This is a genomic window from Leisingera aquaemixtae, from assembly GCF_001458395.1.
GTDB lineage: Bacteria > Pseudomonadota > Alphaproteobacteria > Rhodobacterales > Rhodobacteraceae > Leisingera > Leisingera aquaemixtae.
This window is the reverse complement of the sequence record NZ_CYSR01000040.1, coordinates 43613-64586: the sequence shown is the minus strand read 5'-3', so window position 1 is coordinate 64586 and position 20974 is coordinate 43613. Positions and strand designations below refer to the sequence as shown.

At 62.0% G+C, this 20974-nt stretch carries 21 protein-coding genes; 4 read left to right on the top strand and 17 right to left on the bottom strand.

Annotated elements, in window-relative coordinates:
- Positions 1-89: 89 nt before the first annotated feature.
- Together PHA8399_RS20410 and PHA8399_RS20405 are read right to left on the bottom strand one after the other, a co-directional pair.
- The gene (locus PHA8399_RS20410) at positions 90-1211 is read right to left on the bottom strand and encodes a YhaZ family DNA alkylation repair protein (RefSeq protein ID WP_058287930.1); all 1122 of its coding nucleotides are present in this window, start codon (positions 1209-1211) and stop codon (positions 90-92) included.
- A gap of 10 nt (positions 1212-1221) precedes the next feature.
- Entirely contained in the window at positions 1222-2001 is a 780-nt protein-coding gene (locus tag PHA8399_RS20405) for an SDR family oxidoreductase (RefSeq protein WP_058287929.1), read from the bottom strand.
- A 204-nt stretch (positions 2002-2205) separates the two neighbouring features.
- On the opposite strand from PHA8399_RS20405, the gene PHA8399_RS20400 reads away from it, so the two are divergent.
- Entirely contained in the window at positions 2206-3231 is a 1026-nt protein-coding gene (locus PHA8399_RS20400; protein ID WP_058287928.1) for a Hint domain-containing protein, read from the top strand.
- Positions 3232-3270: 39 nt separating this feature from the next.
- Here PHA8399_RS20400 and PHA8399_RS22480 read toward each other — a convergent pair whose 3' ends face one another.
- From PHA8399_RS22480 to PHA8399_RS20390, 3 genes are read right to left on the bottom strand one after another with little or no spacing between them, the layout of a single operon-like run.
- Positions 3271-3963: a hypothetical protein gene (locus PHA8399_RS22480; RefSeq protein WP_145977101.1), complete on the bottom strand. Its 693-nt coding sequence runs from the start codon at positions 3961-3963 to the stop codon at positions 3271-3273.
- Positions 3960-5069 carry a ParA family protein gene (locus PHA8399_RS20395; RefSeq protein WP_208856354.1) on the bottom strand — a complete coding sequence of 370 codons (1110 nt, stop codon included), beginning with the start codon at positions 5067-5069 and terminating at the stop codon, positions 3960-3962. The genes PHA8399_RS22480 and PHA8399_RS20395 overlap by 4 nt, the downstream gene beginning before the upstream one ends.
- A 33-nt stretch (positions 5070-5102) precedes the next feature.
- Positions 5103-5465, bottom strand: coding sequence for a BrnA antitoxin family protein (locus PHA8399_RS20390; protein WP_058287926.1), 363 nt, complete (start codon positions 5463-5465; stop codon positions 5103-5105).
- Positions 5466-5691: 226 nt separating this feature from the next.
- Between PHA8399_RS20390 and PHA8399_RS20385 the strand changes: the two genes are divergently transcribed.
- Positions 5692-7299 (top strand): peptide chain release factor 3, encoded by a 1608-nt coding sequence (locus tag PHA8399_RS20385; protein WP_058287925.1) that lies wholly within the window; start codon positions 5692-5694, stop codon positions 7297-7299.
- On the opposite strand, the gene PHA8399_RS22475 is transcribed toward PHA8399_RS20385, so the two are convergent.
- The gene (locus PHA8399_RS22475) at positions 7296-7595 is read right to left on the bottom strand and encodes a hypothetical protein (RefSeq protein ID WP_145977100.1); all 300 of its coding nucleotides are present in this window, start codon (positions 7593-7595) and stop codon (positions 7296-7298) included. The genes PHA8399_RS20385 and PHA8399_RS22475 overlap by 4 nt on opposite strands.
- A 2-nt stretch (positions 7596-7597) precedes the next feature.
- Here PHA8399_RS22475 and PHA8399_RS20380 point away from each other — a divergent pair, with 2 nt between their 5' ends.
- Together PHA8399_RS20380 and PHA8399_RS20375 are read left to right on the top strand one after the other, a co-directional pair.
- Complete coding sequence (locus tag PHA8399_RS20380; protein ID WP_058287924.1) at positions 7598-9001, top strand: DEAD/DEAH box helicase; 1404 nt, start codon at positions 7598-7600, stop codon at positions 8999-9001.
- Positions 9002-9215: 214 nt separating this feature from the next.
- A complete protein-coding gene (locus tag PHA8399_RS20375) occupies positions 9216-9395 on the top strand; it encodes an RSP_7527 family protein (protein WP_058287923.1) in 180 nt (59 codons plus the stop codon).
- A gap of 216 nt (positions 9396-9611) precedes the next feature.
- Here PHA8399_RS20375 and PHA8399_RS20370 read toward each other — a convergent pair whose 3' ends face one another.
- From PHA8399_RS20370 to nuoH, 11 genes are all read right to left on the bottom strand, one after another.
- Positions 9612-11279 carry a ribonuclease J gene (locus tag PHA8399_RS20370; protein WP_058287922.1) on the bottom strand — a complete coding sequence of 556 codons (1668 nt, stop codon included), beginning with the start codon at positions 11277-11279 and terminating at the stop codon, positions 9612-9614.
- The gene (locus PHA8399_RS20365) at positions 11276-12058 is read right to left on the bottom strand and encodes a type III pantothenate kinase (protein WP_058287921.1); all 783 of its coding nucleotides are present in this window, start codon (positions 12056-12058) and stop codon (positions 11276-11278) included. The genes PHA8399_RS20370 and PHA8399_RS20365 overlap by 4 nt, the downstream gene beginning before the upstream one ends.
- 12 nt (positions 12059-12070) lie before the next feature.
- A complete protein-coding gene (locus PHA8399_RS20360) occupies positions 12071-12817 on the bottom strand; it encodes a biotin--[acetyl-CoA-carboxylase] ligase (RefSeq protein ID WP_058287920.1) in 747 nt (248 codons plus the stop codon).
- A 69-nt stretch (positions 12818-12886) separates the two neighbouring features.
- Positions 12887-14326, bottom strand: a complete 1440-nt coding sequence (gene nuoN, locus PHA8399_RS20355) for an NADH-quinone oxidoreductase subunit NuoN (protein WP_058287919.1) — start codon at positions 14324-14326, stop codon at positions 12887-12889.
- A gap of 15 nt (positions 14327-14341) precedes the next feature.
- A complete protein-coding gene (locus tag PHA8399_RS20350; protein WP_058287918.1) occupies positions 14342-15889 on the bottom strand; it encodes an NADH-quinone oxidoreductase subunit M in 1548 nt (515 codons plus the stop codon).
- Positions 15889-18009 carry an NADH-quinone oxidoreductase subunit L gene (nuoL, locus tag PHA8399_RS20345; RefSeq protein ID WP_058287917.1) on the bottom strand — a complete coding sequence of 707 codons (2121 nt, stop codon included), beginning with the start codon at positions 18007-18009 and terminating at the stop codon, positions 15889-15891. The genes PHA8399_RS20350 and nuoL overlap by 1 nt, the downstream gene beginning before the upstream one ends.
- A 6-nt stretch (positions 18010-18015) precedes the next feature.
- On the bottom strand, positions 18016-18321 hold the full coding sequence (gene nuoK, locus PHA8399_RS20340) for an NADH-quinone oxidoreductase subunit NuoK (RefSeq protein WP_008553673.1): 306 nt from the start codon (positions 18319-18321) through the stop codon (positions 18016-18018).
- 4 nt (positions 18322-18325) lie between these two features.
- A complete protein-coding gene (locus PHA8399_RS20335) occupies positions 18326-18928 on the bottom strand; it encodes an NADH-quinone oxidoreductase subunit J (RefSeq protein ID WP_058287916.1) in 603 nt (200 codons plus the stop codon).
- Positions 18925-19359, bottom strand: coding sequence for a carboxymuconolactone decarboxylase family protein (locus PHA8399_RS20330; RefSeq protein WP_058287915.1), 435 nt, complete (start codon positions 19357-19359; stop codon positions 18925-18927). The genes PHA8399_RS20335 and PHA8399_RS20330 overlap by 4 nt, the downstream gene beginning before the upstream one ends.
- 73 nt (positions 19360-19432) lie before the next feature.
- On the bottom strand, positions 19433-19927 hold the full coding sequence (nuoI, locus tag PHA8399_RS20325) for an NADH-quinone oxidoreductase subunit NuoI (protein ID WP_058287914.1): 495 nt from the start codon (positions 19925-19927) through the stop codon (positions 19433-19435).
- A gap of 3 nt (positions 19928-19930) precedes the next feature.
- On the bottom strand, positions 19931-20968 hold the full coding sequence (gene nuoH / locus PHA8399_RS20320) for an NADH-quinone oxidoreductase subunit NuoH (protein WP_058287913.1): 1038 nt from the start codon (positions 20966-20968) through the stop codon (positions 19931-19933).
- Positions 20969-20974: the final 6 nt, after the last annotated feature.

Genomic DNA, 20974 nt, shown 5'->3' with positions numbered 1-20974 from the left:
TCCGCGGGCGGAAGCGAAGCGCCCGCCCATGGGGGCGGGCGGGCGCTGCCCGGCGTGCCGCCAGGCGAAAGAGTAGTTGTTACGTTATCTCAACCTTCCGGCAGCAGCTCAAACGCCGCCTCGGCCCGCACCTTGCCGTTCACCATCAGCTCGATCCGGTGCGGCCCCGGCACCAGCTTGAAGGTCGTCGCATCCCCCTTCAGCTTGTGCTTCTTGCCCAGCTCCAGCGTGCCGCCGCTGATCTTTGCCTGTTTCAGCTTGAACACCTTGGCCGAGGTTTTCCCCGCAGGACGCTGGAAATGCAGGATATAATCGACCAGCACCGGCGCGCCCGCAGCCCCGTCCAGACGGCAGGAGAGATCCAGCGCCCCGCCGATGCGCACGGTCTCCGGGACGCTGATCCGCGCGTCCAGCGTCAGATCCGGATCGTAGCCCAGCATCGCCATCGCCCGCGGATGGCCCGCCTTCACCAGCCCGCGCAGGGCGTGGGCGGTCATCCAGTCCAGCTCCTTGCGCTGCTGCTGCCCGGCCTGCTGCCAGCGCTGCAGCCGGTCCATCACCAGATCCGGATCCTTCTTGGCAATGTCGTTCAGATGATTGGCGACCGAACGGGTGACAAAGCGGGCGCCATCGCCATGCAGCCGGTCCAAAAGCGGCAGCGGGGCGTCGAGCGCAAGGCCAACCGACTCGCCCCAGGGCAGCCGCGGGCGGGTGCCCTCGCTGACCAGCCGCCGCACGTGATAGCTGCTGTGCCCAGCCCAGTCCTGCATCCGTGCCAGCACCTCATCCGGCCAGCGGTTCAGGAAAGGCCGGATCGCCCATTCCATCGAAAACCGCTGGGTGATTTCCTCCAGCATGTCCAGCGACAGATCCCGGTGCGCCTCAAGGCCCCGCGCGGCGACATACTCCCCCAAGGGGGCAAAGATGAAATCGCCGAAATCATCGTCCGTCTTGCCGGGATCCAGCGGCGGCGGCAGCGCCCGCAAAAGAACAGGTGCGGCGTCCGGCAGCGCCGCGGGCAGATGGTCCGCCAGCACCTGCGCAATCAGCGCGATTCGCTGCTTCAGCTCCAGCGCCGGCAGCTCCGCCATCACCTGGGCCTCAAAAGCCTCTGCATCAAACCCAGCCTCAGCCGCGGAAAAAAGGCCCGCCAGATAGCGGACCTTGCCGCGGTTGAACAGCTGGTCCTTCAGGGAAAACCCGCTGGCCATGCGGCGCTCCTTACATCGTGGTGTTGGTGGCGCCGCCGTCCAGCAGGATGTTCTGCCCGACCATGAAGCCCGCATGCTGCGAGCACATGAAGGCGCAGGTGGCGCCGAACTCCTGACGGGTGCCATAGCGGCCCGCCGGGATGGTGGCGCAGCGCTGCTTCTTGGCGTCCTCCACCGAAATGCCCTGCGCCTTGGCCGCGCCGCCGTCCAGCGCTTCGGCCCGGTCGGTGGCATGGAGGCCCGGCTGCAGGTTGTTCATAATGACGCCCTTGCCCGCCACCTGCCGCGCAGTGCCCGCGACATAGCCGGTGAGGCCCGCCCGCGCCGCGTTCGACAGCCCCAGCACCGGGACCGGCGACTTGACCGAGACCGAGGTGATATTGACCACCCGGCCCCAGCCGCGCTCGATCATGCCCGGGACCAGCGCCTTGATCAGCGCAATCGGGGTCAGCATGTTGGCGTCCAGCGCCTTGATGAAATCCTCGCGGTCCCAGTCGGTCCACAGGCCCGGCGGCGGCCCGCCCGCATTGGTGACCAGGATGTCCACGCCCTCAGCCGCCTCCAGCACCTTCTGCTGGCCCTCCGGCGTGGTCACATCGGCGGCCACTGTTACCACATTGACGCCATAGGCGTCGCGGATCGCCTGCGCCGACGCCTCCAATGCCTCTGCCCCGCGGGCGTTCATCACCAGGTTCACACCCGCCTCCGCCAGCGCCTCGGCGCAGCCCAGCCCCAGCCCCTTGCTGCTGGCGCAAACCAGCGCGCGCTTGCCCGAAATACCCAGATCCATTGCCGTCCTCCCTCGGGAATCTTTTCAGTCGCCGCAGAGCTTGCACCGCCTGCCCGGCGAAGACCAGCCCCGCGCCCTCCGCGCCAATCGTCAAACCGCCGGAAAATCAGCCCCTTCCGGACCGCTTTCTGCCACATTCCTGCAGCAGATCTATTGGACAGCGCCCCGCGCGGGTTCACAGTGGAAACGAAACACACGCCGCTTATGGGACAGACCTTGACTGCCAGCCACACCTCCGTCCAGGCCTGCCTGGCCGAGCATTTCCGCGTCGAATACGGTGCCAACGCCGGCGACCCGCTGGGCGTGCTTGAGGATCTGGTGCTGGATGACGTCTACATGCTGGACGCCGCCTCCGCGCCGCAGCGGCTGGGCATCGCCGCCGGTCACGACGGCAGCCTCTCTGTGGCGGAGGCCTCCGCGCTTGGCACCCCCGGCGCCGCGCTGCACCTGGATTGCCTGCTGACCCTGATGCCCGACCGCGGCCCCAACACCGAGATCCTGGTGCTGGTCGAGGCCGATGCCGAGGGCTATATCGCCGCCATCTACCTGGTGCCGCTGGCGCCCCTGCAGCCGCAGGTGCCCTACACGCTGGTCAAGGCGGTGCGCGAGCCCGCCCGGCGCAAGCTGGCGCAATCGGCCTGCGTCTCCTTCACCCGCGGCACCCGCATCACGCTGTCCACCGGCGCGCAGCGCCCGATCGAGGACATGCGCCCCGGCGACCGCGTCCTGACCCGCGACGACGGCATCCAGGAGGTGCGCTGGGTCGGCCAGTCCACCCTGCGCGCGGTCGGCGATCTGGCCCCGGTCCTGATCCGCAAGGGCGCCCTGAACAACGCCCGCGACCTGATCGTCAGCCCCGGCCACCGGCTGATGGTCTACCAGCGCAGCGACGAGATCGGCGCCGGCGCGCCCGAGATCCTGGTCCGCGCCCGCGACCTGGTGAACGGCGACAGCGTGGTGGTGCTGGACGGCGGCTTTGCCGATTACTTCCAGATCCTGTTCGACCGCCACCACATCATCTACGCCGAGGGCATCGCCGCCGAGAGCACTTTCCTCGACCCGGTCACCCGCCCGGCGCTGCCGGAGGATATCTGGATCACGCGCGCAGGACACCCGCACGCCCCCCTGCCCGCCGCCCACAAGCGCGGCGCGCATGGGCTGGATGTGAGCCGGTCGCTGCTGAACAGGCCGGATGCGGTGGGGCTCTTGAAGCGGGCGTCGTTGCGGTAAAACTTCCATTCAGACGGCCGGAGTTAAGGAAATCCTCCTTCAGGACTTAAAAACCCGAACAGGTGCAATATAGGGATTCAATTTTTTGCCCGACATTGAAACAATGAAATTCTGAAGCCATCTATGCTTTGCAAGCTCATGCTCTTTGCCCTGCAGAAACTCCCTATCGCTTTCATATATTTCACGTGAAAGATCGTAGTAATCTTTCAGATCACTGCCAACAAAGTTTAGGAAAAATACACCATTTTCCTCACAAATCAATTCCTGTGAAGTAATTGATGCAGATTGGTCCGCAAGCAATCCGCCCGGCTTCAACATTTCAATGATATTCCTGTCTATTACAATCCTTGGATAAACCGCTTGCCTCTGCTCTATTTCATAGGAAATCGGCAGAGCGTGGCTATAAGTAAGGGAACCAGATTTAAAGTGGGGAGCGAACGAAATTCCACCACGCACAAATAGACCATTCCTCAAGAAAGAAAGGTGCACATCAGAATTGTGCTTCAAAAACTTTTCAAACCCAGAGCTTCCAATTGCTGAGAAAATAATTGTGTCACTGATCGCCTGGTAACTCATCTCCATTTCATTAATAGAGCTAAGAACTGAAAGGGAAGATAGTAAATTATCTTTAAATTCTTCTCGTCCGTTCTCCCGATCACTGTGTATCTTGTTCCGGTATCCCAGAACATCAAGAAGCGATACGAATGCGTGTGGCGTAGCTGCTCCACTCATACAATTGCCTCAACAATACTTTCGATCTGACGCTTATATTCAGCCATTCGTTCAACCCAACCGGCCCAAACAGACCCTCGATAGAAATCTCCGCTAGGTGTTGCGTGCGCCGTATCTTTCTGGGCGATATCAAAGATCGCCTTTCCAACAATTTGTGCAACCGGCGCTGTAGGACCAACATCCCTAATGGAAGCAACAAACGGATTTTTCATTAACTCCGGATTACTAACTTGGAGCTTCCGCCCATCGCCAGACAGTAAGTTTTCTATAAAACTGTCCCTAATCATTGCCTCCCACTTCAGATAGGAACCCTTCATTTTGCCCACCTTATGAATCTTGTAATTGTTCACAATTGCCCCATAGAATGCCGGGGTGGAAAAGGAAGCATCGATTCCGTATGGCGCAAAGGTAGACGTAATCATTTCATGCCGTTGCAACCACTCACCCATAATTGCCCCCATCCCCTGAACAGCTTGAAACGAAAACCTGTCAGGCGCAGTAGGGACAAAAATTCCATCACAAGATAGAATTGTCATCCTGGTAATCGAACCAGCGCTGGGGCCTACATCACACAATATGTAATCGAACCCATGGTATGCCCCAAGATCCCTCAGCAGCCTCGACATAACAGCGTAGGTGTTTTTGTCGTGTATTGACTCCGTTACAGCCTGCGCGATGGCATTCGAAAAATACTGCTCCGCTCTTGAGAAATTTATGTCACCTCTCAGAATGAAAAGATTGTCGTATAGCGAGGACTCAGACAACGACACTTTTTGCGCATCAACCCTAGAAGCATCACCGTCGAATCGAGGGCGAAGTGCTTCGTAAATACTGGTTCCAGGCAGGGGAACCTCCGGATCTTCAAAATCTTCACTCGAGCAGAAGAACAATTCTGTACAATTGCATTGAGGGTCGCAGTCAACAAGCAACACTTTCTTGCCTCGCTGGGAAAGCAGCACCGACATGTTGAACAGAGTTGTTGTTTTCGCAACGCCACCCTTATTATTGTACAGAGACACAATTTTTGTCATCGCCCAACCTCCTAAGGAACGCAGAGTGCTAATTGCACGTTCCTGCTGCGCTTGCAAGCCCAGCCCCCAATACACTTATAGCTGTTTTTCAATAAGTTAGACGCCCCCTCACTCCCCCACCCCGCGCCTCTGCAGGTCGCGCTGCATCTCCCGCGCCCGCGCGGCAATGCGCAGGACCGTTTTGTCCTTGTCATGGGCCTGGATATGCCCGGCCAGCAGCGCCAGCCAGTAGATCCGCAGGATCGAGTTGATGCGGCGGCCATAGTTCGGGCCCAGCTTGCGGAACCATTTGACCATGTCCGCGTCCAGCCGGATCGTCACCCGGGTCTTGGGCTTGTCCAGCCGCTCCCAGCTCAGGATGCCGTCCCAATCCTCCGGCAGGCTCTTGTCCAGCCAGTCGCGGCGCAGCTTCTGCTGCAGCGCGTCCAGCTCCAGCTGCATCTCATTGTCGTAATATTGCTTGCTGGGCATCCCGTGGCGTCCCCTTGATGGCGGCGGTTCGCAGCGGGGCGGCACTCCCGCGCTGATCCCAACCCTGCCCTAGTCCGGTTAAGTCCCGGCAAGCGGGGCGTGCGCAGGAAACGCAACACCTTTTCAAAGGGCAGCCGCCCGGTGCACAGGGGGTGTACGGGGGGGTGCACGCGTGGCACCCCCTGTTTTTCTTGCCTCTTCCGGCATTCCTGCTATACGCGCGCTCATGTTGGACACCGCTGCAAACCGCCCCGAACTGCCGCCCGAAATTGCGCGGCGCCGGACCTTTGCGATCATTTCGCACCCGGACGCCGGCAAGACCACGCTGACTGAAAAGTTCCTGCTCTATGGCGGTGCGATTCAGATGGCCGGACAGGTGCGCGCCAAGGGCGAGGCGCGGCGCACGCGCTCGGACTTCATGCAGATGGAGAAGGACCGCGGCATTTCCGTCTCGGCATCCGCAATGTCGTTCGATTTCAGCGGCTTTCGCTTCAACCTGGTGGACACGCCGGGCCACTCGGATTTCTCCGAGGACACCTATCGCACGCTCACGGCGGTGGACGCGGCGGTGATGGTGATCGACGGCGCCAAGGGCGTGGAAAGCCAGACCCAGAAGCTGTTCGAGGTCTGCCGCCTGCGCGACCTGCCGATCCTGACCTTCTGTAACAAGATGGACCGCGAGAGCCGGGACACCTTTGAGATCATTGATGAAATCCAAGAGATGCTGGCGATCGACGTGACCCCCGCCAGCTGGCCCATCGGGGTGGGCCGCGATTTCATCGGCTGTTACGACATGCTGCGCGACCGGCTGGAGCTGATGGACCGCGCCGACCGTAACAAGGTGGCGGAAAGTATCCAGATCAACGGGTTGGACGACCCCAAGCTGGCCGAACACGTGCCGGAGCACCTGCTTGAGAAGCTGCTGGAAGAGGTCGAAATGGCGCGCGAGCTGCTGCCCGCGCTGGACCCGCAGTCGGTGCTTGAAGGCCACATGACCCCGATCTGGTTCGGCTCCGCGATCAACTCCTTTGGCGTCAAGGAGCTGATGGACGGGATCGGCAAATACGGCCCCGAGCCGCAGCCCCAGTCGGCTGAGCCGCGCCAGGTGAGCCCGGAAGAAAAGAAGGTCGCCGGTTTCGTGTTCAAGGTGCAGGCCAACATGGACCCCAAGCACCGCGACCGGGTGGCCTTTGTGCGGGTGGCCTCGGGCCATTTCAAGCGCGGCATGAAGCTGACGCATGTGCGCACCAAGAAGCCGATGGCGGTGTCGAACCCGGTGCTGTTCCTGGCCTCCGACCGGGAGCTGGCCGAGGAAGCCTGGGCTGGCGACATCATCGGCATCCCGAACCACGGCCAGCTGCGCATCGGCGACACGCTGACCGAGGGCGAGGCGATCCGGGTGACCGGCATCCCCTCCTTTGCGCCGGAGCTGCTGCAGACGGTGCGCGCGGGTGATCCGATGAAAGCCAAGCACCTGGAAAAGGCACTGATGCAGTTTGCCGAGGAAGGCGCGGCCAAGGTGTTTAAACCCTCGATCGGCTCCGGCTTCATCGTCGGCGTGGTCGGCCAGCTGCAGTTCGAGGTGCTGGCGAGCCGGATCGAGATGGAATACGGCCTGCCGGTGCGGTTTGAGGCAAGCCAGTTCACCAGCGCACGCTGGGTCAGCGGCGACAAGGCGGCGGTGGACAAGTTCATCAACGCCAACAAGCAGCACATCGCCCATGACCACGACGGCGACATCGTCTATCTGACGCGGCTGCAGTGGGACATCGACCGGGTCGTGCGCGACTACCCCGATCTGAAACTGACCGCGACCAAGGAAATGATGGTTTAACAAAAAACGCCCGGCCCTCCGGGCGTTTTTCCTGCGTCCTGCTGCGGCCGCCAACAGATTCGCCGGCCCGGCCGCAGCACCGCAATTGGCAGAACACTGCCCGGATTCTGGCTGATTTGTTTCCTTTCTGCATAGTTCACAGGCGAAAATACTGTAAAATCCAGCATTAATTGACGATCGCCCAGGATTTTGATATGCCCCGCAACGAGCCGGAAGCTGCCATCCCGCATGACCATTTGCGGATCCGGCTGGAACACACACGCGCGGGCCAGGTCAGTGTCCGCAATGACGGACACAGATGACAAAATTTACCGATCTGAACCTGAATCCCAAGGTCCTCAAAGCTATTGAGGAAGCTGGTTATGAAACCCCAACGCCGATCCAGGCCGGGGCAATCCCGCCTGCGCTGGAAGGGCGCGATGTTCTGGGAATCGCCCAAACCGGCACCGGCAAGACCGCGTCCTTCACGCTGCCGATGATCACCCTTCTGGCCCGCGGCCGCGCCCGGGCCCGGATGCCGCGCAGCCTGGTGCTGTGCCCCACCCGCGAGCTGGCCGCTCAGGTGGCGGAAAACTTCGACACCTATGCCAAGCATGTGAAGCTCACCAAGGCGCTGCTGATTGGCGGTGTGTCCTTCAAGGAGCAGGACGCGCTGATCGACAAGGGCGTCGATGTGCTGATCGCGACCCCGGGCCGGTTGCTGGACCATTTCGAGCGCGGCAAGCTCCTGCTCACCGGCGTGCAGATCATGGTGGTGGATGAGGCCGACCGGATGCTCGACATGGGCTTCATCCCGGATATCGAACGCATCTTCTCGCTGACGCCGTTTACCCGCCAGACGCTGTTCTTCTCCGCCACCATGGCGCCGGAGATCGAGCGGATCACCAACACCTTCCTGTCGGGTCCGGCCCGTATCGAGGTGGCGCGCCAGGCGACTGCCTCGGAAACCATCGAACAGGCCGTGGTGCAAGTCAAACCGTCGCGCCGCGACCGCGAGGGCAGCGAGAAGCGCACGGTTCTGCGCGCCCTGATCGACGGCGAAGGCGACAAGCTGACCAACGGCATCATCTTCTGCAACCGCAAGACGGATGTGGATATCTGCGCGAAATCGCTCAAGAAATACGGCTATGACGCCGCCGCAATCCATGGCGACCTGGACCAGAGCCAGCGGACCAGGACGCTGGATTCCTTCCGTGAGGGGTCATTGCGTATCCTGGTGGCCTCGGATGTGGCCGCACGCGGCCTGGACGTGCCCAGCGTCAGCCATGTGTTCAATTTCGACGTGCCTGGCCACGCCGAGGATTACGTCCACCGGATCGGCCGCACCGGCCGTGCCGGCCGCGAGGGCAAGGCGATCACCATCTGCACTCCGCGCGACGAAAAGGCGCTGGATGCAGTGGAGAAGCTGATCCAGAAGGAGATCAAGCGCCTGGACAACCCGGTCAAGCCCGAACCGAAACAGGAAAAGCCCTCCCGGTCTGCCAAGCCGGACGCTGCGAAGCCGGACACAGCCAAGCAGGACACTGCCAAGGCAGACACCGGATCGCGTGCCCCCCGCAAGGAGGACAAGGCTGCGCAGAAGCCCGAGCGCGCGTCCTCGCGCGGGAAATACAGCAAGCGCGACGACAAGGCCGTGGTTGGCATGGGCGACCACCTGCCTAGCTTCATCGCGCTCAGCTTTGCCGAACGCCGCGCCAGCTAAGCAGCGCAACAGAACGTTTCAGGGCCGCTCTTCGGAGCGGCCTTTTTCGTTGGTGGCTTCCCAGCTGCGCTGCCCTCAGCGGCCATGCAGCCGCAGCATAGTGACCTTTGCAGTTGCAGCATACCGGGTCTTCGATCTTGGCCGGTGTCAGCCTGCGGCAACGGGCGTATAGGGATCGCAACACAGAAACGCGCCATTGACGATGGGCTAAGCCATGAACACCACTGACACCAAAACCCTGACGATCTCCCAATTCCAGGCCATCGAGGCCCGCGCCCATGAGCTGCGCGCAGAGGCATTTGCCAGCATGATGCGCAGCTTGTTCCGCGCTCTTGTCCGCGCGCCGCGCAAGGTCATCTCCTGCCCCAGCTGCGCCCGCCCGCTGCACGGCTGAGACGCCTGCCGGATTCCGGCAGCCGCACGGAATTGAAAACGCCGCGTGCCCCTGGGGGCCGCGGCGTTTTTCGTTGCCTAGCGCTGGCTTTCTGCGCCCACGCCGCGGGCCCGTCGGGGCACGCGGCGCCTGGCCCAACGGGGCCTGCTGCATCTTTGATGCAGCTTGGGCCGGGCGGGAGCACTGCCCTGCCCTGCAAGGTCCGGCCCGGCGGGATCAGCGCATGCGGCTGACCACCACCGTGACCTCTGGCTTCTTACCGATCTCGCTGAAGGCGCTCTGGCGGGCGATGCGGCGCAGCTCCTGCTCCAGCTTGTCGTCATCGCGCAGGGTCTTGGCGCCTGCCCGCATCAGGAACTGGTTCAGGTCTTCTTCCATCACCTCGACCAGTGCCGCGTTTGAGGTGCCGGTTTCGGGCAGGCCCTTGACGTCGCACCAGGGTTCGCCCAGCGGCTCGTCTTCCTCGTCCAGGATCACCGTCACCAGCACATGGCCGTTCAGAGCCATGCGGATACGGTCGCGCACGATCCCGTCCATGGCGCCGTATTTGACGGTGCCGTCCAGATAGGTGCGCCCGGTTTCGATCCATTCGGTCACCTTCGGCACGTCGCCTGTCAGGTCCATCATCATGCCGTTGACAACAACGGCGCTGGCGATGCCCTTTTCCTCGCCCAGACGGGCGTGCTGGCGCAGGTGGCGGTGCTCGCCATGCATCGGGATCAGCATCTTGGGTTTCAAGAGGCGGTGCACCTCCTCCAGGTCCGGACGGTTGGCATGGCCCGAGACGTGGTAAAGGCCGGAGCTGTCATCGACCACATCCACCCCCATTTCGGAAAACTGGTTGATGATGCGGATGACACCCTTCTCGTTGCCCGGGATGGTCTTGGAGGAGAACAGGAACAGATCGCCCTCCTTCAGCTCCAGCCCGCGGTATTTGCCGCGCGCCAACTGCGCGCTGGCGGCGCGGCGTTCGCCCTGGCTGCCGGTGGTGATCAGCATCAGGTTGTCACGCGGCACGTTGGCGGCGTCCTCGGGGCTGATCGTCTTCGGGAACTCCGTCAGCACGCCGGTTTCGACCGCCGCCTCGATCATGCGGCGCATGGCGCGGCCCAGAAGGACCACGGAACGTCCCGCCTTCTCGGCAGCCACGGCGAGGGTTTTCACACGGGCCACGTTGGAGGCAAAAGTGGTCGCGGCCACCAGTCCCTTGGCCTCAGCAAACAGCTTGGTGATCTCCTCCGGCAGTTCGGATTCCGAACGGCCCGGGTGCTGCGAGAACACATTGGTGGAATCGCAGACCAGCGCCTGAACGCCGTCTCCTGCAATCTGCGCCCACATCTCCGGGTCAAAGGGTTCGCCCACCAGCGGGTTTGCGTCCAGCTTGAAGTCGCCGGTGTGCACCACCCGCCCTGCCGGGCTGTCGATCACCAGTCCGCCGCTTTCGGGGATCGAGTGGCTCATCGGCGCAACGCCGATGGTGAAGGGGCCAAGTCTGGTCACCTCGGGCCAGGCCTGCACGGTATGCACATTGGCCGGGTCGTGGCCTGCCTCCTCCATCTTGCGGCGCGCCAGATTAGCGGTGAAGGCGCGGGCGTAGACGGGCACGTTCAGATGCCCGTACATATGGGCAATGGCGCCAATGTGGTCCTCATGCCCGTGGGTGATAAAGATCCCCTCCAGCCGGTCGGCGCGTTGCTTCAGCCAGGTGATGTCGGGCATGATCAAATCCACGCCCGGGGTGGTGTCCATATCGGGGAAGGTCACGCCCAGGTCGACCAGAACCAGGCGTTCCTTGTCCTTGGGGCCGTAGCCATAGACATAGGCATTCATGCCAATTTCACCCGCCCCGCCGAGGGGCAGGTAGATCAATCTTTCACTGCTCATGCGTCAGTACCATTTTCCTTGTTGTATTTATGGATGATCTGCAGCCCATGCATGGTGAGATCGTCCTCATATGCGTCAAACAGATCGGCAGATTGCTGGAACAGAGGCGCCAGCCCGCCTGTTGAGATCACTTTCATCGGTACTGCGCGCTCAGCCTTGATACGGGCGCAGATTTCGCGCACGAGGCCAACGTAGCCCCAGAACACGCCGGATTGCATGCAGGCGACGGTGTTGGTGCCGATGACATTTTGCGGCTTGGAAATGTCCACGTGGGGCAGCGCCGCGGCGGCCTGGTGCAGCGCTTCCAGGCTCAGGTTCACACCCGGCGCAATCACCCCGCCGACATAGGCGCCATCCTCGGCCACCACGTCAAAGGTGGTGGCGGTGCCGAAATCCACCACGATCAGGTTGCCGCCGTAGGTGTCGAACCCCGAAACCGTGTTGACCAGCCGGTCGGGACCGACGGCGGTGCCCTCGTCCACCCGCACCGAGACCGGCAGAAGACATTCGGGCTTGCCCACCACCAAAGGCCGCGTGTTGAAGTAGCGGTCCGCCAGCACCCGCAGATTGAACACCACCCGCGGCACGGTGGAAGAGACGATCATGTCGGTGATATCCGCCTCGATCCCCTGCAGCCGCATCAGCGTGTTCAGCCAGACATAATACTGGTCGGCAGTGCGCTTCCAGTCGGTGGCGGTGCGCCACAGAGCGATGAACTTTTCCCCGTCATAGATCGAGAAGACGGTGTTTGTGTTGCCGCAATCAACTGCCAGAAGCATTGCTGCCCCTTCCTAGAAATAGATGTCGGCCGCGGGAATGCTGACGCGGCCCTTGGCGGTGTTTAGGACAAGGTTGCCGCTGGCGTCCACCGTTTCAAAGGTGCCCTCGGTTTCCGAGCTGGCGGTCTTGGCGGTGATCACCTCGCCCAGCTTGGCGGCGCGCGCCAGCCATTCGGTGCGGATCGGCTCAAACCCGTAGGTCGCAAACTGCTGCTCATAGCGGGCGAACGCGCCGGCGACGGCCTCCAGAAACTCCTCCGGCGTGACCTGCACGCCGGTTTCCGACAGCAGCGACACCGGGTAGACCGCGCCGGGTTCCAGCCATTCCTGCATCGGGGTTTCCACCAGATTGACACCGATGCCGACAAACAGGTGGTTGACCCCCTGCCCGTTGCCCGCGCTTTCCAGCAGGATGCCCGCCAGCTTACCGCCCTTCAGCAGCACGTCGTTGGGCCACTTCAGAGACAGCCCCTCGCTGCGGCCCGTCACTGCGACGCAGGCATCGTAAACGGCCAGGGCGGCAACAAAGCTGCGCAGCGCCGCCTGATCCGGGGTGCCTTCGGGGCGCATCACCAGGGTGGCGGCAAAGTTGCCCTTGGGGTCCTTCCAGTCGCGGCCGCGGCGACCCCTTCCCTGGGTCTGGCGCAGCGCCAGGATCCACTCCGGTCCCGCCAGTTCCCCGGCGATGCGGGCAGCCTCATTGAGGGTGCTGTCCACTTCGGCAAGCACCCGTTTTCCATATCCTGCTGGCCAGCTCATCTCATTCCTCGAAAGTGCGAAAAGGCCCGGTCGCGTGACCGGGCCTTTCCAGCCTGCCTGAAAAGCAGATCAATTTACAAGGGTTGCTGCGGCGGCAGCCGCCGCAGTGTCCACGCCGAACTGGTAAACCAGCCCGACCAGCATCATCGCGGCAGACGCCATCAGCGCAACAGTCAGCACCGGCGAGCCTTTGGCCTCGACATCGTCTTCGCCGGTGCCGAAGTACATGTAGAAGACAATGCGCAGGTAGTAGAACGCGCCGATCACCGAGGCGATGGCGGAGGCCACGACCAGCCCCATCAGCCCCGCATCCACACCCGCCTGCCACACGCCGAACTTGGCAAAGAAGCCCAGCATCGGCGGCACGCCTGCCAGCGAGAACATCAGGATCAGCACCGCCAGCGCCTTGCCCGGCTCGCGCGCGGCGAACTGGTTCAGGGCCAGAATGTCAGTGACCGGCTTGCCGTCCTTCTGCAGCATCAGGATGAAGGAAAAGGTGCCGATGTTCATGGTCACGTAAATCGCGAGGTAAACCAGCATCGCGGTGATGCCCGCCTCGGTGCCCGCTGCCAGGCCGATCATCGCATAGCCCATGTGAGCGATCGAGGAGAAGGCCATCAGGCGCTTGATGTCGCGCTGGCCGATCGCCGCGATGGCGCCCAGGAACATCGACAGCACCGACAGCACCACGATGATCTGCTGCCAGTCGGCAATGGCGCCGCCAAAGGCGTCATGCAGCACGCGGGCGAAAAGGCCCATCGCCGCTACCTTGGGCGCGGTGGCAAAGAAGGCGGTGACCGGGGTCGGAGAGCCTTCGTAGACGTCCGGGGTCCACATGTGGAAGGGCACCGCCGAAACCTTGAACGCAAGACCCGAGATCATGAACACCAGGCCAAACAGCATGCCGAGGGACATGTGGCCCTGCTCCGCCACCTGGATGATGCCCGCGAACTGGGTGGTGCCGGCAAAGCCGTAGACCAGCGAGGCACCGTACAGCAGCAGGCCGGAGGACAGCGCGCCCAGAACGAAGTACTTGAGGCCCGCCTCGGTCGACTTGACGCTGTCGCGGCGCATGGCGGCCACGACGTAAAGCGACAGCGACTGCAGCTCCAGCCCCATGTAGAGGGACATCAGGTTGCCTGCGGACACCATCATCATCATGCCGACGGCAGCCAGTGCCACCAGAACCGGGTATTCGAACCTCAGCATGCCGCGGCGCGCCATGTAGTCCTGGCCAATCAGCAAAACAGCGGACGCGCCCAAGAGCAGCGCCACCTTGGCAAAGCGCGAGAAGCTGTCGTCGATGAACATGCCGCCAAAAGCGGTCTGGGTGCCGGCCGGGCTGGTGGCGATCCAGAAGGCCACCACGGCCATCAGCGCCGCAGTGCTCCAGACCAGCGGGGCGGCCAGCGTGTCCTTGCCGGTGTAGACCGCGCCGATCAGCGCGGCCATGGCGTACAGCGCCAGAACGATCTCTGGCAGGATTACAGTAAGATCAGCTTGGATCATCTGCCTGATGCTCCCTTAATGCGAAGCAATCTGGGTGGCGGCCGAGGTGTCGGCCGCCGCCAGAGACTGGTTGAAGTTTGCAATCAGCGCCTCGGTCGAGGGGCCGATGATGTCGGTGACCACCGCCGGGTAGACGCCCAGGATCAGGGTCATGGCGATCAGCGGCGCAAAGACGAAGCGTTCGCGCGCGGACATGTCCTTGATGCCCATCAGGCTGCCCTTGATCAGGTCGCCGAACACCACGCGGCGGTAGAGCCACAGCGCATAGCCGGCCGAGAAGATCACACCGGTCGCCGCAACCGCGGTCACCCAGGTGTTCTTCTGGAAGGTGCCCATCAGGGTCAGGAATTCGCCGATGAAGCCGGAGGTGCCCGGCAGGCCGACGTTGCCCATGGTGAAGAACATGAAGACCAGCGCATAAGCCGGCATCCGGATCACCAGGCCGCCGTAGGCGTCGATGTCGCGGGTGTGCATCCGGTCATAGATCACGCCAACGCAAAGGAAGAGCGCGGCGGAGATGAAGCCGTGCGACAGCATCTGGAAGATGGCGCCGTCGATGCCCTGCTGGTTGGCGGCAAAGATGCCCATGGTGACAAAGCCCATGTGCGCAACCGAGGAATAGGCAATCAGCTTCTTCATGTCCTCCTGCACCATCGCCACCAGCGAGGTGTAGACCACTGCAATCGCGGACATCCACAGGACCACATCGGTCATGACGTCGGCGCCCACCGGGAACATCGGCAAGCTGAAGCGCAGGAAGCCGTAGCCGCCCATCTTCAGCAGAATCGCCGCCAGCACCACGGACCCCGCGGTCGGCGCTTGAACGTGGGCGTCCGGCAGCCAGGTGTGGACCGGCCACATCGGCATCTTCACCGCGAAGGAGGCAAAGAAGGCCAGGAACATCAGCGTCTGCGCGCCGCCGACGATGTGGACGCCCAGCACGTCAAACGACGCCGCCGAGAAACTGTGGGTCAACAGGGTTTCGATATCGGTGGTGCCGGCATCCACATACATGAAGACCATCGCCACCAGCATCAGCACCGAGCCGAAGAAGGTGTAGAGGAAGAACTTGAAGGAGGCGTAGATCCGCTCCTTGCCGCCCCAGATGCCGATGATAAGGAACATCGGAATGAGGCCCGCCTCGAAGAACAGGTAGAACAGCACCAGGTCCAGCGCCATGAAGACACCCAGCATCAGGGTCTCCAGGAGCAGGAAGGCCACCATGTATTCCTTGACGCGGGTGGTGACGTTCCAGCTGGCCAGAATGGTCAGCGGCATGATGAAGGTGGTCAGCAGCACGAAGAGCACCGAAATGCCGTCAACGCCCATCTTGTACTTCAGCCCGAAAATCCACTCCGCCTCTTCCACGAACTGGAAACCGGTGTTGGCGGGATCGAACTCGAAATAGATGCCAAGGCTCACCAGGAAGGTGATCGTGGTGGCAAAGAGCGCAACAAACTTGGCGTTGCGCTGCGCCGCCTTATCCTCGCCGCGCAGGAACAGGGCCAGGATGGCCGCCGCGAGCGCCGGGATGAAGGTGACAATAGAAAGGAGATTGTCCATCAGTGCGCTCCTCCGCCGATCGACATCCAGGTGACCAGGGCTGCAATGCCCAGCACCATCCAGAAGGCGTAAGTGAAGATGTACCCGGACTGTGCGCGTCCGGCGAGACGGGTGAAGAAGGGCACAACGCCCATGGCAAGGCCATTGAGGAAGCCGTCGATGGTTCCGCCGTCGCCGCGCTTCCAGAAGAAGCGGCCCAGGGCCAAGGCCGGTTTGACGAAGATCACGTTATAGATTTCGTCAAAGTACCATTTGTTGAGCAGGAACAGATACAGCGGACGCTGCTGTTCGGCCAGGCGCTTCGGCAGCGACGGATTCCAGATGTAGAACCACAGCGCCAGGAGCAGGCCGCCCAGCATCGCTGCAAACGGCGACAGCTTCACCCATTTCGGCGCCGCGTGGGCCTCCTCCAGGATGTGGTTGTCCGGCGCGATATAGAGCGCTCCCTCGCCCGGCTGGCCGGCAAACACATAGTGGTGCTCGCCTTCGCCGCCGTGAGCAGCCTCTTCGCCGTGCGCAGCTTCCTCGCCAAGGGTAGCGGTTTCGCCATGCGCGGCCTCTTCGCCATGATCCGCAGCGGAGGCTTCCGCCACCGGGATGCCATAGAACTTGCCGACCTGATCGGCGTGGCCGAAGAAGCTGCCGTACCAGATCATGCCTGCGGTGATCGAGCCCACCGCCAGCACGCCCAGCGGCACCAGCATGGTCCAGGGGCTTTCATGCGCGTGGTCGTGGGTGTGCTTGTCCCCGCGCGCCTCGCCGTAGAAGGTCATGAACATCAGGCGCCACGAGTAAAAGGAGGTCATGAAGGCCGCGATTACCAGCGCCCAGAAGCCGAACATCGAGCCGCCCGCATAGGCGCTTTCGATGATGGCGTCCTTGGAGACGAAGCCGGCAAAGCCAACCCAGCCGCTGAGCGGGATACCAACGCCGGTAATTGCCAGCGTGCCGATCATCATCGCGCGGAAGGTCCACGGGATCTTTTTGCGCAGGTTGCCATAATGGCGCATGTCCTGCTCGTGATGCATCGCGTGGATCACCGAACCGGCGCCAAGGAACAGCATCGCCTTGAAGAACGCGTGGGTGAACAGGTGGAACATGGCAGCGGAATACATGCCGACGCCAGCGGCCACGAACATATAGCCCAACTGCGAACAGGTCGAATAGGCGATCACGCGCTTGATGTCGTTCTGAACCAGCCCGACGGTCGCCGCAAAGAATGCCGTGGCTGCGCCCATCACGGTGATGAATGCAGTGGCTTCAGGCGCAAATTCCATCAGCGGCGACATCCGGCAGACCAGGAACACACCCGCGGTCACCATGGTTGCCGCGTGGATCAGCGCCGACACCGGGGTCGGGCCTTCCATCGCGTCCGGCAGCCAGGTGTGCAGCAGCAGCTGTGCCGATTTGCCCATCGCGCCGACAAACAGCAGGAAGGCCAGCAGGTTCGCCGCGTTCCATTCGGTCCACAGGAAGGACACCTGGGTCTCTGCCAGCGTCGGCGCTGCGGCAAAGATGTCAGACAGGTTGATGCTGTCGGTCAGGAAGAACAGACCGAAGATCCCCAGCGCAAAGCCGAAGTCGCCCACACGGTTCACGATGAAGGCCTTCATCGCCGCCGCATTGGCGCTTGGCTTGCGGTAGTAGAAGCCGATCAGCAGGTAGGAGGCCACGCCCACGCCTTCCCAGCCGAAGAACATCTGCACCAGGTTGTCCGACGTCACCAGCATCAGCATTGCGAAGGTGAAGAACGAAAGATAGGCAAAGAAGCGCGGCTTGTAGCTTTCGCCCTCTTTCCACTGCGGGTCATGGTCCATGTACCCGAAGGAGTAGAGGTGCACGAGCGAGGATACCGTGGTGATCACGATCAGCATGATCGCGGTCAGCCGATCCAGGCGGATCGCCCAGGAGGTCGACAGCGAGCCGCTTTCGATCCAGCGGAAGATCTCGATGTTCTGGGTGACCCCGTCAAACGACAGGAAGGTGATCCAGCTGAGCAGCGCTGACAGAAACAGCAGCGCCGTGGCGGTTACGGTGGCGGCTTTCTCACCGATCATCTTGTGGCCGAAGCCGCAGATAATTGCGCCGACTAGCGGGGCAAAGAGGAGGATGGTTTCCATGGTTCTTTAGCCCTTCATCACGTTGACGTCTTCGACGGCGATGGTGCCGCGGTTGCGGAAGAAGCAGACCAGGATCGCAAGGCCGATGGCGGCCTCGGCGGCGGCCACGGTCAGCACGAACAGGGTGAAGACCTGCCCGACCAGATCGCCCAGGAAGCTGGAGAAGGCGACCAGGTTGATATTCACCGCCAAGAGCATCAGTTCGATGCTCATCAAGAGGATGATCACGTTCTTGCGGTTCAGGAAGAGCCCGAAAATGCCGATAACGAACAGCGTCGCCGCGACGGTCAGATAATGTTCAAGTCCGATCATGTGCTCAAAGCCCCTGCCCCGGTTTCACGTCCCTAAGCTCCATCGCCTTGGCCGGGTCGCGCATCATCTGGGCAACCACGTCCTGGCGCTTGACATCGGTGCGGTGGCGCAGGGTCAGCACAATCGCGCCAATCATCGCCACCAGCAGGATCAGGCCCGCCAGCTGGAACAGAAGGAAATATTGATCATAGATGATGAGGCCAAGCGCCTCGGTGTTGTGGCGGTCGGCAGGCACCGGATTGGCCAGCAGCTCCGGCGCCAGGTGCGCGGTTTCCCAGACACCGAAGGCCATCACGAACTGCATCAGGATCACCAGGCCGATCAGCAGGGCGAGCGGCATGTATTTCGCCATTTCCGCCTTCAGCTCGGCGAAATCCACATCCAGCATCATCACCACAAACAGGAACAGCACCGCGACCGCGCCGACGTAGACGATGACCAGCAGCATGGCGACGAATTCCGCCCCCAGGAGCACGAACAGCCCGGCAGAAGACAGGAAGGCCAGGATCAGCCACAGAACCGAATGCACAGGCTGGCGGCTGATCACGGTGAACAGCCCGCCGGTGATGGCGCTGATGGCGAAGAGGTAGAAGGCAAAAACGCTCATGTCTCATCGTCCTTGTTGTCGTCCATGACCGCTTGCGCCAGATCCAGCGCCCGGTTCATGGCCGGAATGCCGGCAAACACCGACATCTGTGCGATCGCTTCCACGATCTCTTGTTTCTTGGCGCCGGCCGCGAGGGCGTGGCGCACGGTCTGGCGCACGGCTGAGTCAGCCTGCGCGCCCTGGCAAGTCAGCCCGGCCAGCGTCAGCAGCAGCCGGGTTTTGGCATCCAGACCGTCCTTGTTGACGGTGTTGCCGAACATCATCTCCATGACCTCTTTGGGCATGGTGGGCCACAGGGCCTCGAACTCCTTGAAAGCCTCGGAGGGCGAGAAGTTCTCCAGCGCCGGGTTGAACGCCTTGGCCATCTGCTGGGCCTGGGCCTGCATCTGCTGCATCATGGCCTCAAACGGATTGGGCGGCTGTTTGGTCATGTCCTCTCCTCCGGCCAAGAATTTTCAGTAAAATTCTTGGCAAAAGTTTTCAGAAAACTTTTGCGCGGGCGCCTCATCGGTAGGGCGCGTCGATTTCCAGGTTGCGGGCGATCTCGGCTTCCCAGCGTTCGCCGTTCGAAAGCAGCTTCTCCTTGTCGTAGAACAGCTCCTCGCGGGTTTCGGTGGCGAATTCGAAGTTCGGGCCTTCGACAATCGCGTCCACCGGGCAGGCTTCCTGGCAGAAACCGCAGTAGATGCATTTGGTCATGTCGATGTCATAGCGCGTGGTGCGGCGGCTGCCGTCCTCGCGCGGTTCCGCGTCGATGGTGATCGCCTGCGCCGGGCAGATCGCCTCGCACAGCTTGCAGGCAATGCAGCGCTCCTCGCCGTTCGGATAGCGGCGCAGCGCGTGCTCACCGCGGAAACGGGGCGACAGCGGACCCTTCTCGTGCGGGTAGTTCAGAGTGGCCTTGGGGGCGAAGAAATACTTCATCCCCAGTTTGAAACCGACCCAGAAATCCTGCAGCAGGAAGTACTTGGCGGCGCGGGTGTAGTCGATGTTCGCCATCGGTCAGCCTCCCACGGTCCAGCGGGCGAAGATGCCCCAGAACCAGTCAAATTTTGCAGCAAAGGACACAAACACCACCCAGGCCAGCGAGAACGGCAGGAACACTTTCCAGCCCAGGCGCATCAGCTGGTCGTAGCGGTAGCGCGGGGTGATCGCCTTTACCATTGCGAAGAGGAAGAAGAAGAATGCCATCTTGGCGACCATCCACAGGACGCCGTCCGGCAGGCCCGGGATCGGGGACAGCCAGCCGCCAAAGAACAACAGGGTTGTCAGCGCGCACATCAGGAAGATCGCGATGTATTCACCGGCCATGAACAACAGGAAGGGCGTCGCCGAATATTCCACCTGGTAGCCCGCAACCAGTTCCGATTCCGCTTCCGGCAGGTCGAAGGGCGGGCGGTTGGTTTCTGCCAGCGCCGAGATGAAGAACAGGAAGACCATCGGGAAATGCGGGATCCAGTACCAGTTCAAGAGGCCCAGATCGCCATCCTGCGCGCGCACGATGTCGCCGAAGTTCATCGAGCCGGTGGAAATGATCACGCCGATGATGATCAGGCCGATGGAGACCTCGTAAGAGATCATCTGCGCGGCGGAGCGCAGCGAGCCCAGGAACGGGTATTTCGAGTTCGACGCCCAGCCGCCCATGATCACGCCGTAAACTTCCAGCGAGGAGACCGCGAAGACATAGAGGATGGCAACGTTGATGTCGCTTAGCACCCAGCCGTCGTTGAAGGGGATCACCGCCCAGGCGATCATCGCCAAAACGAAGGAGGTCATCGGCGCCAGGATAAAGACGGTGCGGTCGGCACCGGCCGGGATCACCACCTCTTTCACAACGTATTTCAGCGCGTCGGCCACCGATTGCAGCAGGCCGAAGACGCCCACCACGTTCGGTCCCCGGCGCATCTGGACCGCGGCCCAGATCTTGCGGTCCCCGTAGACGAGGAACAGGAGCGAGATCATCACAAAGGCAACAACTGCAAGCACTTGCGCCAGGATCAGAACAGCGATGCCGCCTGGAGTGTTAAAGAAATCAGCCATAGGTCC

What these genes read in the sequence shown, in the direction of transcription:
- PHA8399_RS20410 (WP_058287930.1), bottom strand. Translation starts at nt 1,211, where the DNA reads ATGGCCAGCGGGTTTTCCCTGAAGGACCAGCTGTTCAACCGCGGCAAG.
- PHA8399_RS20405 (WP_058287929.1), bottom strand. Translation starts at nt 2,001, where the DNA reads ATGGATCTGGGTATTTCGGGCAAGCGCGCGCTGGTTTGCGCCAGCAGC.
- PHA8399_RS20400 (WP_058287928.1), top strand. Translation starts at nt 2,206, where the DNA reads ATGGGACAGACCTTGACTGCCAGCCACACCTCCGTCCAGGCCTGCCTG.
- PHA8399_RS22480 (WP_145977101.1), bottom strand. Translation starts at nt 3,963, where the DNA reads ATGAGTGGAGCAGCTACGCCACACGCATTCGTATCGCTTCTTGATGTT.
- PHA8399_RS20390 (WP_058287926.1), bottom strand. Translation starts at nt 5,465, where the DNA reads ATGCCCAGCAAGCAATATTACGACAATGAGATGCAGCTGGAGCTGGAC.
- PHA8399_RS20385 (WP_058287925.1), top strand. Translation starts at nt 5,692, where the DNA reads ATGTTGGACACCGCTGCAAACCGCCCCGAACTGCCGCCCGAAATTGCG.
- PHA8399_RS20380 (WP_058287924.1), top strand. Translation starts at nt 7,598, where the DNA reads ATGACAAAATTTACCGATCTGAACCTGAATCCCAAGGTCCTCAAAGCT.
- PHA8399_RS20375 (WP_058287923.1), top strand. Translation starts at nt 9,216, where the DNA reads ATGAACACCACTGACACCAAAACCCTGACGATCTCCCAATTCCAGGCC.
- PHA8399_RS20370 (WP_058287922.1), bottom strand. Translation starts at nt 11,279, where the DNA reads ATGAGCAGTGAAAGATTGATCTACCTGCCCCTCGGCGGGGCGGGTGAA.
- PHA8399_RS20365 (WP_058287921.1), bottom strand. Translation starts at nt 12,058, where the DNA reads ATGCTTCTGGCAGTTGATTGCGGCAACACAAACACCGTCTTCTCGATC.
- PHA8399_RS20360 (WP_058287920.1), bottom strand. Translation starts at nt 12,817, where the DNA reads ATGAGCTGGCCAGCAGGATATGGAAAACGGGTGCTTGCCGAAGTGGAC.
- nuoN (WP_058287919.1), bottom strand. Translation starts at nt 14,326, where the DNA reads ATGATCCAAGCTGATCTTACTGTAATCCTGCCAGAGATCGTTCTGGCG.
- PHA8399_RS20350 (WP_058287918.1), bottom strand. Translation starts at nt 15,889, where the DNA reads ATGGACAATCTCCTTTCTATTGTCACCTTCATCCCGGCGCTCGCGGCG.
- nuoL (WP_058287917.1), bottom strand. Translation starts at nt 18,009, where the DNA reads ATGGAAACCATCCTCCTCTTTGCCCCGCTAGTCGGCGCAATTATCTGC.
- nuoK (WP_008553673.1), bottom strand. Translation starts at nt 18,321, where the DNA reads ATGATCGGACTTGAACATTATCTGACCGTCGCGGCGACGCTGTTCGTT.
- PHA8399_RS20335 (WP_058287916.1), bottom strand. Translation starts at nt 18,928, where the DNA reads ATGAGCGTTTTTGCCTTCTACCTCTTCGCCATCAGCGCCATCACCGGC.
- PHA8399_RS20330 (WP_058287915.1), bottom strand. Translation starts at nt 19,359, where the DNA reads ATGACCAAACAGCCGCCCAATCCGTTTGAGGCCATGATGCAGCAGATG.
- nuoI (WP_058287914.1), bottom strand. Translation starts at nt 19,927, where the DNA reads ATGGCGAACATCGACTACACCCGCGCCGCCAAGTACTTCCTGCTGCAG.
- nuoH (WP_058287913.1), bottom strand. Translation starts at nt 20,968, where the DNA reads ATGGCTGATTTCTTTAACACTCCAGGCGGCATCGCTGTTCTGATCCTG.